At 37.5% G+C, this 15,526-nt stretch carries 16 protein-coding genes; 6 read left to right on the forward strand and 10 right to left on the reverse strand.

All coding sequences use genetic code 11. The features are described from left to right. Nucleotides 1-115: 115 nt before the first annotated feature. From T479_RS21195 to T479_RS21210, 4 genes are read right to left on the reverse strand one after another with little or no spacing between them, the layout of a single operon-like run. The gene (locus T479_RS21195; RefSeq protein ID WP_227665387.1) at nt 116-949 is read right to left on the reverse strand and encodes an AraC family transcriptional regulator; all 834 of its coding nucleotides are present in this window, start codon (nt 947-949) and stop codon (nt 116-118) included. Beyond that, nucleotides 940-1,416 (reverse strand): DinB family protein, encoded by a 477-nt coding sequence (locus T479_RS21200; protein ID WP_024360817.1) that lies wholly within the window; start codon nt 1,414-1,416, stop codon nt 940-942. Before T479_RS21200 ends, T479_RS21195 begins: the two co-directional genes overlap by 10 nt. A 20-nt stretch (nt 1,417-1,436) precedes the next feature. Then, nucleotides 1,437-2,006, reverse strand: coding sequence for a nucleotidyltransferase family protein (locus tag T479_RS21205; RefSeq protein ID WP_025220775.1), 570 nt, complete (start codon nt 2,004-2,006; stop codon nt 1,437-1,439). 43 nt (nt 2,007-2,049) lie between these two features. Further along, a complete protein-coding gene (locus T479_RS21210) occupies nt 2,050-2,868 on the reverse strand; it encodes an alpha/beta fold hydrolase (protein ID WP_025220776.1) in 819 nt (272 codons plus the stop codon). 93 nt (nt 2,869-2,961) lie between these two features. On the opposite strand from T479_RS21210, the gene T479_RS21215 reads away from it, so the two are divergent. Further along, nucleotides 2,962-3,417, forward strand: coding sequence for a GNAT family N-acetyltransferase (locus T479_RS21215; RefSeq protein WP_025220777.1), 456 nt, complete (start codon nt 2,962-2,964; stop codon nt 3,415-3,417). A gap of 55 nt (nt 3,418-3,472) precedes the next feature. Here the strand turns inward: T479_RS21215 and T479_RS21220 are convergent, their stop codons facing one another. After that, entirely contained in the window at nt 3,473-3,832 is a 360-nt protein-coding gene (locus T479_RS21220; protein ID WP_038510005.1) for a YybH family protein, read from the reverse strand. A 574-nt stretch (nt 3,833-4,406) separates the two neighbouring features. Between T479_RS21220 and T479_RS21225 the strand changes: the two genes are divergently transcribed. Further along, nucleotides 4,407-4,790, forward strand: a complete 384-nt coding sequence (locus T479_RS21225; RefSeq protein ID WP_024360822.1) for a DUF805 domain-containing protein — start codon at nt 4,407-4,409, stop codon at nt 4,788-4,790. Nucleotides 4,791-4,975: 185 nt separating this feature from the next. On the opposite strand, the gene T479_RS21230 is transcribed toward T479_RS21225, so the two are convergent. Continuing rightward, nucleotides 4,976-5,935 carry a proline dehydrogenase family protein gene (locus T479_RS21230; RefSeq protein ID WP_025220778.1) on the reverse strand — a complete coding sequence of 320 codons (960 nt, stop codon included), beginning with the start codon at nt 5,933-5,935 and terminating at the stop codon, nt 4,976-4,978. A 114-nt stretch (nt 5,936-6,049) separates the two neighbouring features. Here T479_RS21230 and pdxR point away from each other — a divergent pair, with 114 nt between their 5' ends. Then, nucleotides 6,050-7,441, forward strand: a complete 1,392-nt coding sequence (pdxR, locus tag T479_RS21235) for a MocR-like pyridoxine biosynthesis transcription factor PdxR (protein WP_025220779.1) — start codon at nt 6,050-6,052, stop codon at nt 7,439-7,441. 139 nt (nt 7,442-7,580) lie between these two features. Here pdxR and T479_RS21240 read toward each other — a convergent pair whose 3' ends face one another. The 4 genes from T479_RS21240 to T479_RS21255 all read right to left on the reverse strand — a co-directional run bounded on the left by T479_RS21240 (nt 7,581) and on the right by T479_RS21255 (nt 11,612). Beyond that, nucleotides 7,581-8,366: a hypothetical protein gene (locus T479_RS21240; protein WP_025220780.1), complete on the reverse strand. Its 786-nt coding sequence runs from the start codon at nt 8,364-8,366 to the stop codon at nt 7,581-7,583. A 161-nt stretch (nt 8,367-8,527) separates the two neighbouring features. Then, complete coding sequence (gene abc-f, locus T479_RS21245) at nt 8,528-10,159, reverse strand: ribosomal protection-like ABC-F family protein (protein ID WP_025220781.1); 1,632 nt, start codon at nt 10,157-10,159, stop codon at nt 8,528-8,530. A 479-nt stretch (nt 10,160-10,638) separates the two neighbouring features. After that, nucleotides 10,639-11,019: a hypothetical protein gene (locus T479_RS21250; protein WP_025220782.1), complete on the reverse strand. Its 381-nt coding sequence runs from the start codon at nt 11,017-11,019 to the stop codon at nt 10,639-10,641. Nucleotides 11,020-11,102: 83 nt separating this feature from the next. After that, nucleotides 11,103-11,612: a DNA-deoxyinosine glycosylase gene (locus tag T479_RS21255; protein WP_025220783.1), complete on the reverse strand. Its 510-nt coding sequence runs from the start codon at nt 11,610-11,612 to the stop codon at nt 11,103-11,105. 171 nt (nt 11,613-11,783) lie between these two features. On the opposite strand from T479_RS21255, the gene T479_RS21260 reads away from it, so the two are divergent. The 3 genes from T479_RS21260 to T479_RS21270 all read left to right on the forward strand — a co-directional run bounded on the left by T479_RS21260 (nt 11,784) and on the right by T479_RS21270 (nt 15,504). Further along, nucleotides 11,784-13,376 (forward strand): ATP-binding protein, encoded by a 1,593-nt coding sequence (locus T479_RS21260; RefSeq protein WP_025220784.1) that lies wholly within the window; start codon nt 11,784-11,786, stop codon nt 13,374-13,376. Further along, the gene (locus tag T479_RS21265; RefSeq protein WP_024363997.1) at nt 13,373-14,083 is read left to right on the forward strand and encodes a response regulator; all 711 of its coding nucleotides are present in this window, start codon (nt 13,373-13,375) and stop codon (nt 14,081-14,083) included. The genes T479_RS21260 and T479_RS21265 overlap by 4 nt, the downstream gene beginning before the upstream one ends. 98 nt (nt 14,084-14,181) lie before the next feature. Next, nucleotides 14,182-15,504: a CitMHS family transporter gene (locus tag T479_RS21270; protein WP_025220785.1), complete on the forward strand. Its 1,323-nt coding sequence runs from the start codon at nt 14,182-14,184 to the stop codon at nt 15,502-15,504. Nucleotides 15,505-15,526 lie beyond the last annotated feature (22 nt).

Consider the following 15,526-nt stretch of genomic DNA (forward strand, 5'->3'; position numbering starts at 1 on the left):
ACCCTGCACTAAAAAAGAAAAAGTGTTAGATTGACTGCAATCAATCTAACACTTTTGTTGTGCGCAGGTGTACTGGCGATTCATGTGCTTTTATTGGCGGTTTCCCTCGTCTGCTTTATACATATTTGGCTTCTTCCATCATTAATTTTCGAAATGCTGTTGGAGACATGCCTGTGTTTTTTTTAAATACCCGACTAAAATAAAAGCTATCAATATAGCCTACACATTCAGCAATTTCTGCCACCGTAAAATTGCAATATCTTAGCAAGTCTTTTGCCCGCCGTATGCGATATTCTGTTAAATAGCTACTTGGATTCATGCCCGTATGTTGTTCAAAAAGATAAGCTAATCTTCGACGCTCGACACCGAATGCTTGCGCAATATTCGATACCGATAGTGGTCTCGCATAGTACTCGTGTATGTATTGAACGACTTGTTCCATCATTTCATTTGCCGAGTCAAGAATCTTCATCTTTGCTGAAATTAAGATAGCTTCCACTAAATTCATAAATATTGCCTTAGATTTCAAAATCGCCATACTCCCTGGCATGGCATAGCTTTCTTTTAACTGTTGTACAAGATTAATAATATTTGAATAATCTCCAGTATGAATGGCAAAATGCTGATTGGCTAATGCGAAAGGCACCATGTCTTTTGATGGTATATAATGAACCACTGCGTACTCCCATATCTTATCGCCAGTCGCTTGAATTTCAATTGGCATTTGTGGTCCTGCATGGACAACCATTCCAGGCACCATCGCATAGGGTGTCCCATTAAAACTAAAAGACGCACTTCCAGCTAATGGGAAAACTAAACCACATTTCCCAGGCGCAGTAGTACGTCCTGTATCCTTTCGTCCTGGTTCCATTGTATTTGTGAAAATATCAACAAAATTGACAGTTGCTTGTGCATAATAATCAATGATTTGATTTATATTTATATCCATTGCTTTTCACCTAGCACACTTTGTACTTGTAAAAAATGATGCTGATCATGTTCTACCAATCCAGCAAAATAGCTGTAAAGTGTAAGTTCAGAGCAACCAATCTTAAAACTTTGTTGCCACTGTTGATCCGGTAAATCGTGAAGCGCTTGTAACAGTAAACGCCGACACTTCAACAATGTCTGCACTATTTGCGCTTTGCTTTGTAAGCGGCTACTACTTGCAGCTTGAGCATTCATCTGTTCTACATTTGGCCCCTTTGGTAGCTGATTTCTTGAAAATAAAAAGGGCAAACGTTCGTTTAATACAAATTGATCCCAAGGAATTAGATGTCCAATAACCTCTGCTACTGTCCACTTCCCTTGCTGGATTGGCATGCGCCACTGTTGCTCCGTAACATCTAACAGGTGCTCTAACCACAATATAGATTTTTCATAATGCATAAGTATTTGCTTTTTTTCTTGTTGCAATCTCTTTTCGCCCCTTTAGCCTATCGTGTCGTTATAAATAGTTTTGGCCAGTTAGATTGCCACTGTTTATTATAAATTCTCTTTTGATAAATCTCATGTAAATGTGTATGTTTATAAAAAAAAGGGGTCGGTGCCACAATACCCGACAGTAAATGCTGTATGCCATAAGGTGCAGCCAATTCCAGTACACCTTTTGTAAGCCTTACACCAATCTCTGTTGGGATTTCCGGAAAATGTGCCATGCCATCAACGGAAGATTGATAAGGTTCACTAGCGTTTACGATATGCATTCTCGCCTGATTTTTCACAGACCACGGTTCTTTTGGTAAAAGTTCCAATAAACGCTGTTCATATTGCTTCTCTTGTTCTTCTGAAATTAGCTGCTTATCAAAATAAATAACATCAATATCCGCTAAGGGCGTTCTGTCTTGATAGTCATGTAAATAATCCCACACCTTGGAACGAATAAAGCCAGCACAAACCCAACTGTCGGGTAACTGTTGTTGTTCCACACAGCGCAAAATTTCCATCATCCACGTATCAGATTCAATCAACGTTATTAAATCTCGTTCTGTTCGTAACTTTTTCATGTAATTTAAACCCCTATTTTAAATGTACAGCTTCGATTATTCTTTAGCCATTATTATTAGCTAGCCATGCAGTTATTTTTTCTGCTACCTGCTCAGGTGCATCGCGGAAAATATCATGCCCTGCATTCGGGACAGGCTCTACCTGAACATTGCTTACTTTTGCTTGGAAATCCGCTATACTTTTATTTCTTACTTGTTCCAGTTCAATAGGTTTTGTAGCACTTACCAATAAAGTTGGACACTTCACATGCTGAAGTTTGTGACGAATGGGTTCAGCATCAAGCCCTTTAATTAGCGATTGTGCTGTAAACGTGGAAAGAGCTAGTCTAATTTCGCCATCCAATGCTTTTACTTGTGCACGCGAAGCAGCTTCCAGTTCAGCAGACCAGCGCGAAAGCTCCTCTTTTTCCGATTGAAAAAATTCATCCCAAGAGGAGAATCTAACATCGTTACAGAAACTTTCAATGTTCTGCAACTCCATTTCTACTGTCATCCCCATATCTTGTGAACTTAAATAGCCACCATCCAATAAAATAAGACCAGCTATTTGCTTTGGAAAAGTAGCTGCGTAATGTAAAGCTAAATCTGCACCTAAAGAATGTCCAATAAGATAAAATTTTTTATTACCTAACTTTTGTGTTAGCATCTTTTCGATTGATGCTATGACATTTGATGGGAGATAAGCCGCTTCTTCTGTCAAGGCTGATGCATACCCATGTCCAGGTAAATCAAATGATACGATATGATGTGCTGGTAAATAATTTGCTAGTTCGCCAAATGCTAGACCTGTACTACCAAGACCGTGAAAAAAAACTAAAGTGGGATGTTGGGCGTATCCCCATTGATAGATTTCTTGCTGCAAGTTTATAGCCTCCCCAAGTTATTATTGCTTATTGATGTTTCCATTAATTACAATAATAACCGTATCTATTAACTTTTCAAAGGGGTGGCGAAAATGAAGATTATTTCCATACGCAAGGAGCCAAGCTATGCTGAAATGGCGACCCGTTATATTCAGAGCAAATGGGCAAGTGAGGAAAGTATGATGCTCTATGAGGATTGTATTGCCCATTGCATCGATGCACAGGTACCGCTCCCACAGTGGTATGTATTAATGATTAATGATGAAATCATCGGCTGTGCTGGTTTAATTACCAATGACTTTATAAGTCGGATGGATTTATATCCTTGGGTCTGTGCGGTGTATATTGAGGAAAGCCATCGTGGTCATGCCTATGGTGCATTGCTATTAGAGCAAGCTAAGAAGGATGCAAAGCAACATGGTTTTCCACAGCTCTATCTTTGTACAAATCATATCGGTCTATATGAGCGCTATGGCTTTTCCTATATCGGTACTGGCTATCATCCTTGGGGAGAAAGCTCTCGCATTTATGCGGCAAAGCGAGATTAAAAAGGGTGCTAGGCAATTGTCATTGCTTCTAATTCAAGTGATTTTAAAGGTCGCCTTAGCTACTTAAATGTTCGTGAATAAGTTTCCACTCATTATTCATAACAGTAAAAACATTCGTTGCTCTCCCGCTACCTGATACAAATGTGCCATTGTGATAGCCTTCATAATGGTATGTATAGATACATGTAGCGGCATTTTCATCAGCAGTAAGCCATTGTACATTGGTTGCACGATAAACCTCATCTTGAATAACATGCCATGCATGCTTGAAATAAGCTTCTATTTCTTCTAGCGACGTGCATGTTCGATCCGTAAACCAATAAACCGCCTGTGGATGTAATAATGCTTTGACGTTGTTAAAATCATGTGTATTTGTTGCGTCAATATAACGTGATAAAGCTTGTTGATAGCCCATTTTTATACCTCCTTTTGCGAAGTTGTGTAGGGATAACTGAGTTGTGTTCTGACAAAGTAGTTACTTGTTCAAGAATTATTCATTCAACAATTTTTTACTGTTGATACTAAAACTCACTTTTATTCTTCGTTCTCTGTTTTCATGTACCTCTTCGCCTTAAACTAGTTTAAGCTCAATTTTACTATCACCATCTACTTCTAAATAACCATTTTACTATATAGCAAAGAAAAACATGAGCACTAGAAACGGTTTTCTAACCATGTATCTACTGTAATAGATACATGGTATTCTAGTAGTTTTTCAACATTATTCTAATTGACTTATATTGTATTTAGTATAACGTATAATACATATTAAGGAAAAAATGCAACCTATTTCATAACAAGCATTATTAAGATTAAGAAAGAAGTTGATTTATTGAATTTCAACCATTAAAAATAATGATTAACAACCTTTGGGAACAACACCCCTTTCTTAAGTGAAAAGTCTATGTTAGATGAAACAATTAAATTCTCTATACATCCTTCTCTCTTAAATATAAACTATTTTAGATTTCTAGTAAGGAGACATTTTGATGAAGTGGTTTGTACATGCCTTGAAGAACACATTCAATTTTAGTGGTCGCGCTCGACGACAAGAATATTGGATGTACTACCTTTTCGGAATTATTATTTCATTTGTAATAGTAATGATTGAAGAGATGCTAAATCTCAAATTTTCACCAGAGGTGGGAATACTCAGCACGTTGTTTGGAATAATCTTTATGATTCCTAGTTTGTCTGTGACGGTCCGCCGTCTTCATGATATAGGGCGCAGTGGAGCATGGATTTTAATCATTTTCATCCCCTTTGGAGCAATCGTACTATTTGTATTTACAGTGCTTGATAGTCAGCCACAGACAAATCGTTGGGGTCCAAGCCAAAAACCTTTACAGTCGGATTCTTCATATAGTGTGTGAGTATCTACATAGTCTAAACATACTTGCAAAACATAATATTCTATGAACATATGAGCGTCCTTGCGGTTGCACGGGCGTTTAACGATACATATTATTCTATAACGTCATTGTAAAATTCCATCCATTCAATGCACTTTTCTCCTATGTTTCAACTTTCAAAACACCCTCTGGAATAATTTGTTTCATCAATAGCCTTCATTGCTATCTAGTAATGATGTACTTAACATATCTGTTACTGCTAAATATAAGTTTTCTGGGTTTTCAGCAAGACGATGACACAAGTATAAATACCACTCTTGCCCATATGGCAGATATACCTTACAGTTATATCCCTTTCGCTGTAAACTTCGAATTAAATCTGGACGAATGCCATAAAGCATCTCGATTTCTACATTTGATTGGTGAAAATAGTGACGTTGTTCCATCTCTTGTATAAGGGCTTCATCATGGGTTGCTATTGAAAAAGGATGATTCCACTTAATTAACTGATCTATAAATTGTAGATAGCGACGATTCAATGCTTCTGACCTCTCCATCGCAATAGTGCTTGGCTCTTGAAATGCCCCTTTGACTATTCGAATCTTTCCAGGATATTGAACAAGCTCTTGTAAATCCATTTCAGTGCGGTATAAATGAGCTTGTACGGTTATTCCGATATTGTCGTATTGCGCCGCTATCTTTTTATAAATGTCGAGAATAGCATCCGTCTTTGAAGATTCCTCCATACTAACCATTAAAATAATGCCATGCGTATTAGCATGCTGAACAAGTTGAAGCAAGTGTTTATAAGCAATTTCCTTGTCTATAGACAGTCCTATATGCGACAAATCAAACGATACGGTTTGCTTCAAAGACAGCGTACCCATTTCATCAATTAGCGTCATAAATTCCTTCACAGCCTTTTGACATTCCTCAAGATGCACAGTATTTTCGCCTATAAACTCCAGTGAAACTTGATAATCTTTCGCTAATAAATTTTCTGCTACAGCAATGGCGTCTGCTCTAACTTCCCCTGCCACATATCTTTTTGCGGCTTTCAACAATAATGGATACAGCTCTTTCGATTGTTGAAATGCATCTTTCATTTGATTATTTCTTGCAGCCGACTTCAATGCTTCCATAACTAACTCTTGTGGTTTTTTCATCTATTCATCTCCTGTGTATTATTTAAAATTACTCTATCATGGTAATATTGGTAAAAATAGAGCCACTTATTATACATTTTGACGGTACCAATTTTAAGAAGGAGAAAAGCAAACATGTTATGGATACCTATAAATAGAGCGTTAGATATACCATTAAATAAACAGGTCTATCGACAAATTCGTGAAAAAATTTTAAATGGAACATTACAAGGCGGGGAGAGATTGGCTTCAACACGTAAACTTTGTTCTGAATTAAATGTTTCCAGAAATGTCATATTAGAAGCCTATGAGCAACTCGTGGCAGAAGGGTTTTTAGTTTCCCATAGAGGCTCAGGTACATTTGTTGCAGATGGCGCCCACTTAACTCTATCTAGCAAAGAAACTGTTCAAAAAAAGATAGAAGACAAAACAACAGCACCAAAAATTGATTTTCGTTCGGGCATACCTGCGTTAGACTTATTTCCCCGGAAAACATGGGCTAAATTATCCCATAATATCTGGAACGATACGGATCCTGCCATTTTTGGTTACGATCAACCCGAAGGTCGATATGAATTAAGAGAAGAATTAGCCAACTATTTACTAAGAACGAGGGGTGTTGACTGTCATCCAGATCAAATTGTTATCACCTCAGGTGCTACACAAGCATTGACTGTTATCACTCGATTATTTTTGTTAGCAAATGATGAAGCGATTATGGAAGACCCCATTACAAATGATATTCAAACGATATTTAAATCTTCTGGAGCTTCTATTTATGCTATTCCTGTCGATCAATGCGGTATGCGAACAGCCTTACTACCGCAAGATCGACAGCCAAAATTCATCTTTATTACCCCTTCTCATCAGTTTCCATTAGGGGGTACTTTACCAATCCAACGCAGAATTCAATTAATAAACTATGCAAGGCACAAAGAATGTTATTTGGTAGAGGACGATTATGATAGTGAATTTAGGTATGAAGGTCCTCCTGTAAGTTCATTGCAAGGATTAGACCCCCATCATGTGCTTTACATTGGATCTTTTAGTAAAATTCTTTCACCCGCATTAAGAATTGGTTATTTGGTTCTCCCAATAGACCTTGTTGAAAAATGCCGTCAGCTTAAATGGTTTTCTGACTTACACACACCTTCGATAGATCAGCTTATTCTTGCTCGTTTTATTAAAGAGGGTTACTTAGAACGACATATTGCAAAAATGAAAAAGTATTATAAGAATAATAGAGATTTTCTTATCGATTGTTTACATACAACTTTTTCAAATAAAATAAAAATTTTAGGCTATTCCACTGGATTGCACCTCGTTGTAGAAATGCAAAACATTCATTTCTCAAGCGCATTACTCCAAAAAATTGAGCAATTTGGTGTGAAAGTATATCCCGTAGAAGATCATTCCATTAGTAAAGGGAAACATAACAATCAAATTATTTTAGGATTCGGACATTTAAAGAAAGATGAAATACAAGAAGGCATAACGCGTTTATTTCGTGCAATCTTTCATAAGTAAAAAGAAATGAATGCTCTTAACACCAAGTTCGCATAACTTGTCGCATTTGAATTGGTAAAATGCATAATTAACATGGCTATTACAAAAGCTAATAAGTCATTAAAAACCCCTGAGCGTACTTGCGCTCAGGGGTTACTTATTATTGCTTAAAAGCTGTTGCCATTGCAAGTGCCTTCATCGGGTCCTTGATGGAATCAAGCGTATAGACAAGCTTTCCATCCTGCCATACGATTAAGTTTCCTGTTTTATAAACATCTAAATGTACCATACCGTGTTCGTGTGGGATTGGAAGTGTATGGGATTCTAAATATTGTACTGCTTGTTTTGCCAGCTCTACTCCAGCTTCTGGATTATCTGTTCGGGTATGAGTTGCTATTGCCCATCTTCCTTCATTCCAACCAGTCCATAACGAGCCTGCGCCTGCATCCTGATAACCAGTCATATTGAAGCCAAGCGGAACTTGTTGCCCTCCATTTTTACTAAATTCTTCATAAGCAATCTGTTCGCTTGCCTCATCTATACTGTCATAGAGCTTTACAGTAAGTTTGGCAATCGCAGTTGCGGCCGTTGCATTTTTTAGCTTTACATCATTAACCGGAAGATACTCTTTACTTTCTAGAAATAGAACTTCAGCTTGTTGTTCTTCACTTTTAGTTGTTGCGGTTAAAAAAGCTCCTTCCGTTAGTGGAACATTCGTTGGCAAAACAATGGCTAGTTTTGTTCCAAGCTGCTCCTTTATGGTTTTCAATGCTTCTGCCTGCGTTAAAGAAGAGACTGTGTCTTTAGATGTTGTTTCAGAAATACAAAGTTTATTTTCGTTCCATTGATGGTCTTGTTGTGTATCTTGCTTACTATTCGTATCTCTTTCAGTACATGCGCTAATGATACTAATCGTTAGTATAGTTATAAAAAATAATTTTTTCATCTAGACACCTCAATATTTGCTTTTTATCTATTACGTCCTAATTTTTCGAGTGTGCCCGAAGATTTATGACATTCATAAGAGTCTCCCCACTTATAAAAGCGAGCAATTGTTTACTGAAATTACGTTAATGTTCCCCACTTTTTGCTGTCTTAAACGCCAAACTAGCGGAGTTCATTAATTTGCTTCGTCAACTCATTAAATTTCCGATCAAGCACAGCATATTCCTTATCTTTGGCGGTTAGAAAGCTAAGTTTTCCAAGTATTTCTTGTCTTTCATTTTCTAACTTTAGCCGTTGTGCACTTGTATCATTTTGTTGCTGTGGTATGCTCTCTCTCCATTTTTTCACGATTCCTTTATTTTCAAGCTGCCACACAATATTTGTTGTTTTCTCAATAAAATAGCGGTCATGCGACACAACGAGCAATGTACCTGTATAGAGCTCCAACGTTTTCTCTAATTGCTCTCTTGAAGGCAAATCAAGATGATTCGTTGGCTCATCTAAAATTAGAACATTCTTTTCTTCTAAAATATACGCCATCAGCTTACACTTCACACGCTCGCCCATACTCATATTGCCAATAGGTGCTGTCCAATGACTTGCAGTAAACCCTAAATGTTTCATGACATTGCGGACTTTCCCTCTTTCCTCGAACGTCTCCTTGTGAAAATATTGCTCTGGTGTAAGATTCAATGGCAAATCGAATACATCCTGCGTTAAATAGCCGATAGTAGCTGCCGGTGAAATCCACAAATCACCATCTGCTTTTTCTTGTCCTGTCAGCACCTTCAATAAAGTCGTTTTGCCACTACCATTTGGACCTGTAATGGCAATTTTATCACCAAATTGTATTGTCATTGTTAGATCTTGAAATATAAGACGCTGACCAAAAGATTTTGTTACATGCTTACATTCTAAAAATCGTTTGCCTACTCGCTGGTTTGTTTCTACTGAAAACCGCACTTCATCTTCTTGCTTAGGCGGCTCAACTTTGTTCTTTGCTAACTCTTTTTCCAAGCGCTTTTTCTTTGATTTTACTTGTGCATCCATTCGTTTTGCTTTTACTCGGTAAAACTCTTTAAAGCTCTCCTGCTTGGTCGATTGTGCATGTGCCTTTTGCGACCAAGAGGATAGCTCGTTCATCTGCGCTTCAATTCGTTCAATATTCTTTTGCTGCTTATCATAGGCGCGTTGTTGCGCTAGCCTTTGTTGCTCTCTAGCCGCTATATAACTTGTATAATGCCCGCTATGTTCGAGCAGTTTACCATCTTCCAAAGACCATATTTTAGTGGCAACTTCGTCTAAAAAATAACGATCATGAGAAACAACAATAATTGTACCATCATATTTTTTTACTTGAGCGATAAGCATCGCTGTACTTGTTTCATCTAAATGATTTGTCGGTTCATCCAACAGTAGTAATTGCGCATGTTGTGAAAAACCTCTTGCTAGTCGCCTTTTCAACTTTTCTCCACCGCTTAATGCTGCAAACTCAATGTTTGGTACATGCCATTTGGCAAGTAAATCCGCTTCTTCTGCGCTTACTTCCCAACTGTCGATAGTTGCTTGCTCTTGTTCCACATAGGCCATTTTAACATGCTGCAACGGCACTAGCTGTCCTGCCGTAGGAGTTAGGATGCCTTGAATAAGCTGTAATAATGTCGATTTGCCAGCTCCATTCTTTCCTATAATACCAATGACTTCGCCTTGTTTTACTGTTGCCGTCACCTGTTCAAAAATCCGTATGTCTCCTACCTCATACTGTACATTCTGTATTTTTAAAAGTTCTTTCATTTCATCCGTTCCTCTCTATATAGAGGGACAAAAAAATCCCTCCAATTATTTTGGAAGGATTAGTCGCGAAATATCAAACACAAAAAAGCTCAATGTTTGAGCCTTATTATGAGATGCTCCAATACTAAAAATGCCACACCAAGCGTTCGTACGGTAATTTGCATTTTTAGTATACGTTCAACAATAGCAGGCGTTTGAGCCTACAATCGTGTACTTTATGGAAAATGGGCAGACTAATCCTATTTTTGATTCATTGAAATATACATTTCATGTGCAAAAAATAAGATTAGTTAATCATTAGCCACCCATCGTCCCTTCATGTTTAGTTACAATTATTGTAACATCAATTACTTAAAAACAGAATACATTCGCTTCGTATTTTCATCTCGCGCCTTTTAGAAAATCGCTATGGCACAATGCCCACTTAAATTTTGGCAGTTTTCTACATGCTCCATTCGAATCCCTACGATTTAAATCCATTATCTAAAACATTCAAACGAAAGAATATGGTCTCTTGTTAATGTACGGAAACGCCATCCATATCTATTACTCCATCGGAATCCCGCAATAAATTCTCTACCTATGACCGTAGGGAAAAACCAAAAACTTCTTCCGTTGTTCATCCATAAATACGTGTTTCTAAATAAACACGATTGAATGCCATTTGAGCCACCATGCCACGCGGGCATAGGTGGAGCAAAGTTTGGTGGAGCACTCATTGGCATTTGCCCAGAAGACGGTGGTCCAAAGTTTGGTGGTTGGCCCATATTTGGTGGTGGTCCAACTGGCGGAATACCTGGAACATTCCAACTCGGACCTCTGAAATTTTCCCCATAATTATTATTTGGATATAAATTCAATACAAACTCCCCCCTTTTACATATTTCACTATATGTAAGAGGGCGAAAGTCGCTTGAGCAATTAGCCTACCATATGACCTCGTTTACGTTAAATACGATTGCATCACTCGCCAATCCGCTAACTTTTCGTCGAAGGATTTTATATTTTTTCCAGGGATTGGGCTAGTCGATGGCATCTTTTGATAGGCTCGTCCATCTAAAACCTCAACACCAATATGCTTTTTAAACACTTCAAAAGCTTTCCCACCATTAAAAAGCACAAGTTCTATATTTGGATACTGTTTAAAAAGCGTTTTAAAATCATTTGGTTTTTCATTGCGAATGGCGGCATCTAAGCTACCCTTGCGCTCACACGATTCGATGGTATCCCAAAGACCAATCCCATTTTCCTTTAGCAACTCTATTCGCATTTTATAATCTTCCGGTATTGTTCTCTTTACAATTTGCCCAATAATAGCCCAAAAGTGATTGCGCGGATTGCCATAATATTGCTGTTTCTCTAATGAGAGCTTTCCTGGCATTGAGCCAACAATAAGCACCTTTGTTGAAGCATCAACAACAGGTGGCAGTACATTTTTCACTTCATTTGACATAGCCATCACCCCTTGCTTTTATTGTAACGCTAAGTATTTACAGCAAAATTCTTTTTATGATTACTTTAGCCACTATAAAATGACTCGAACTCTTTATTTGGTGTATGCTATTCTATTCCCAAATACGCTCTTTTTACAAGATGGCAAACGAAAACTATCTAGAGGTGAAATATGAGAAGTTTATTCCAGTCTCTAACAGTTAAAATGATTTTTTTAATGTCGATTTTAATTTTAATGATATGTGGGCTCTTTATGTATCTATTGCAAGAACATATACGAGATACAACAGAAAAGCAAATAGGCGTGGAAGCATTGAATATTGCTAAAACAATCGCTTCTATGGAGGAGATTATTACAGCATTCGAGCATGAAAATCCAAGTGACATTATCCAACCAATCGTCGAACCTTTAAGAGAGGAGATAAATGCAGCATTTATCGTAGTTGGCAATGCACAAGGTGTTCGTTATTCCCATCCCGCAAAAGATCGAATAGGACATCCCATGGTCGGTGGGGACAATGATGCTGCATTACTAAATAAACAAGCCTATATTTCTAAAACGGTTGGTTCCTTAGGTGAATCAATCCGAGGTAAAGCCCCTATTATGATAGACGAAAACATTATCGGTGTTGTTTCTGTCGGTTTTTTAACCGCGCATATCGATACAATCATCAAAGACCATCTTATGAAGTGGCTCAATTACACAATTATTATTCTTTTCATAGGTATACTTGGGGCAATCGCCATCTCTCTTTATATTAAAAAATTATTATTTAATATGGAACCAATCCAAATTGCTAAATTATATCAACAAAACAAAGTGATTTTAGAAACGACGGAAGAAGGGATTATTGCGGTCGATCATTTAAATCAAATTACCACTATTAATAAAAGTGCATACGGAATGCTAGATTCTACTCACAATCAATCCATTTCAGCATGGATGGGAACTAAAATCGAGCATATTTTCACACCTAAAATCGTTGCAGAACAACATATTCATAACTTAGAGCTAACACTCAATGAACATATTATCATCTTAAATAAAGCGCCTTTAGTGGAAAAGAAAAGGAAAATAGGTTCTTTATATACATTTAGAAAAAAAGTAGACATCCAAAAAATTATTGATGAACTGAAACAAGTCAAACAGTATGCCAATATGCAACGCGCCTATACACATGAATTTGCGAATAAGCTTCATATTATTCTAGGTTTGCTATTTTCTAAACATTACAATCAGGCAATTGAGTACATTAAAGAACAACGAAATATTCATCTTAAACATCAAGCTTTTCTAAATAATAATGGCACATCCCCTCTACTCCTAGCATTAATTCAAGGGAAGCTGGCAGAAGCAACGGAACTGGGCATTAAACTCGAGCTGAAGGAAATTCCCCCATCTATGAAATTATCTAAACTTCAGGAAGATGCTATTCTTACAGCACTTGGCAATGTTCTTCAAAACGCTATTGAATCTTTAAAAAACTTGCCGTCCTCCGATAAAATAATTCAATTATCTATTAACGATTATAAAAATCATTATTTATTGGAGATTCAAGATAACGGCCCTGGTATTGACCACAAGCTGACCGATAAAATTTTTGCGAAAGGTTTTTCAACAAAGGAAGGCTTAGATCGAGGACATGGCTTAACAATCAGCAAAAAAGCTCTCGAAAAAATAAATGGAGATATTTTATTAGATGCTGGAGATTTATCAGGAGCGTGCTTTTTAATAATCGTTCCTAAAGGAGGTAAGCGCTTATGACAACAGCCTGCACAAGTGTATGGATTATAGAAGATGACTTTAGAGTAGCAAACATTCATGCAGATTATGTTCATACAATAGGTGGTTTTACCGTTACTGAAAATTTACGGACTGGGCAAGAAACGATTGAAAAGCTAAAACAATCCACCAACTTACCAGCGATTATTTTAACCGATTTGTATATTCCTGATGTCGAAGGGAGCTCTTTAGTACACCATATACGGCATCATTATCCTGCCATCAACATAATCGTTATTTCTGCTGCAACAGAAAGAGATTTAATAAAAGATGTCATAGATTTAGGCATTTTAGATTACTTAATTAAACCTTTTGAACAACAACGACTTCATCAAGCGTTTAAAAAATATTTGCATACATTTCATTTATTTCGACACACATCAAACTTCACGCAAGTTGACCTTGATTCCATATTTTATCGTGAATCTACTGCTACAGAAGATACCTTTGTAAAAGGCATTGATTTACACACATTACAGGCAGTTAAAGAGGTCTTCGAAAAAATAAAAACCAAGGAACTTACAGCCTCACAATTGAGTGAAATCATCGGTTCTAGTCGTTCAACTGCCCGCCGCTATTTAGAATACTTAGTTGGTGAACAGTTTTTGTACATCAAACCGATATACGGAACAATTGGTAGACCTGAAAGAAAATATATATACTATGGAACTTATGAACAAAATGAATAGTATGTATCTTATCTAACTTATGACCATATTATTCCCTCCCTATTTACAGCATGCTACCTTTTAGTAGTCAGAATACTCAATTAAAGGGAGGGGTTTTTTTGAGCTTAAGTATCCTTGGTTTCATCACCATTATCGTCATTATTGCCTTATTAATAAGTGGGCGTGTCTCGCCGCTTGTTGCAATGGTTATTCCACCGATAATCGCTACTTTTATCGCTGGCTTTCGTTTCGAGGAATTAGGGGAATTCTTTAGTTCCGGACTAAGTTCTGTGATGAACGTAGCGGTAATGTTTATCTTTGCTATTATCTTCTTTGGTATTATGCAGGACGTTGGATTATTTGAGCCATTGATCAACAAAATGATTGCGCTTACAAAGGGGCGTATTGTTGTCGTTGCTATTGTAACTGTACTAATTGCTGTTGTGGCTCAACTAGACGGGTCTGGTGCTTCTACATTTTTAATTACGATTCCAGCACTATTGCCTTTATATTTACGCTTGCGCATGAATCCATACTTATTACTTTTATTAATTGCTGGAGCTGCAGCAGTGGTGAACATGGTTCCTTGGGGAGGTCCATTAGGACGGGTGGCTTCCGTGTTAGAGGTGGATATCACTGAACTATGGTACCCGTTAATACCCATTCAAATCATTGGTGTTCTATTAATGTTAGCTTTAGCCTTATACCTTGGCTTTAGAGAAAAGCACCGTATTCTGAAGCAATACGGCACACTTGATTTTACGCATGACGACCAACATATTACACAAGGTGTTGTGTCATCCGAAGTAGACCTATCTTTACGACGACCAAAACTATTGTGGGTGAATGCAGTAATTGCTGTCATGGTAATCGGGGTTTTAGTCGCGGGTATTGTACCGGCAGCATTAGCCTTTTTAATCGGGGTAGCTATTGCTCTGCCCATTAATTATCGTACACCTAAAGAACAAATGGAGCGCGTGCGGACACATGCTCCGAATGCGTTAACGATGGCGTCGATTATTATTGCAGCGGGCTTATTTTTGGGCATACTAAATGGCACAGGCATGTTAAATGCTATTGCCAATAATGCTGTCAATATTTTACCGGCAGGACTATCATCTTATTTGCATATTATGATCGGTATATTAGGTGTACCCTTTGATTTATTATTAAGTACGGATGCCTATTATTTCGCCTTGCTTCCTGTAGTTGAACAGATTGGTTTATCTTTTGGTATTGACTCTCTCTCCACTGCATATGCCATGATTATTGGTAATATTGTCGGTACGTTTGTTTCACCACTTGCCCCTGCTGTCTGGTTAGCTTTAGGCTTATCTGGTTTAGAGATGGGAAAACACCTAAAATACTCTTTCTTTTGGATGTGGGGTTTAAGCATTGTTTTACTAGGCATTGCAATAGCAATAGGGATTATTACCATTTAAATTAGCGTAACCAGTTGTCGAT

The organism is Lysinibacillus sphaericus, from assembly GCF_000600105.1.
GTDB classification, from domain to species: domain Bacteria; phylum Bacillota; class Bacilli; order Bacillales_A; family Planococcaceae; genus Lysinibacillus; species Lysinibacillus sphaericus.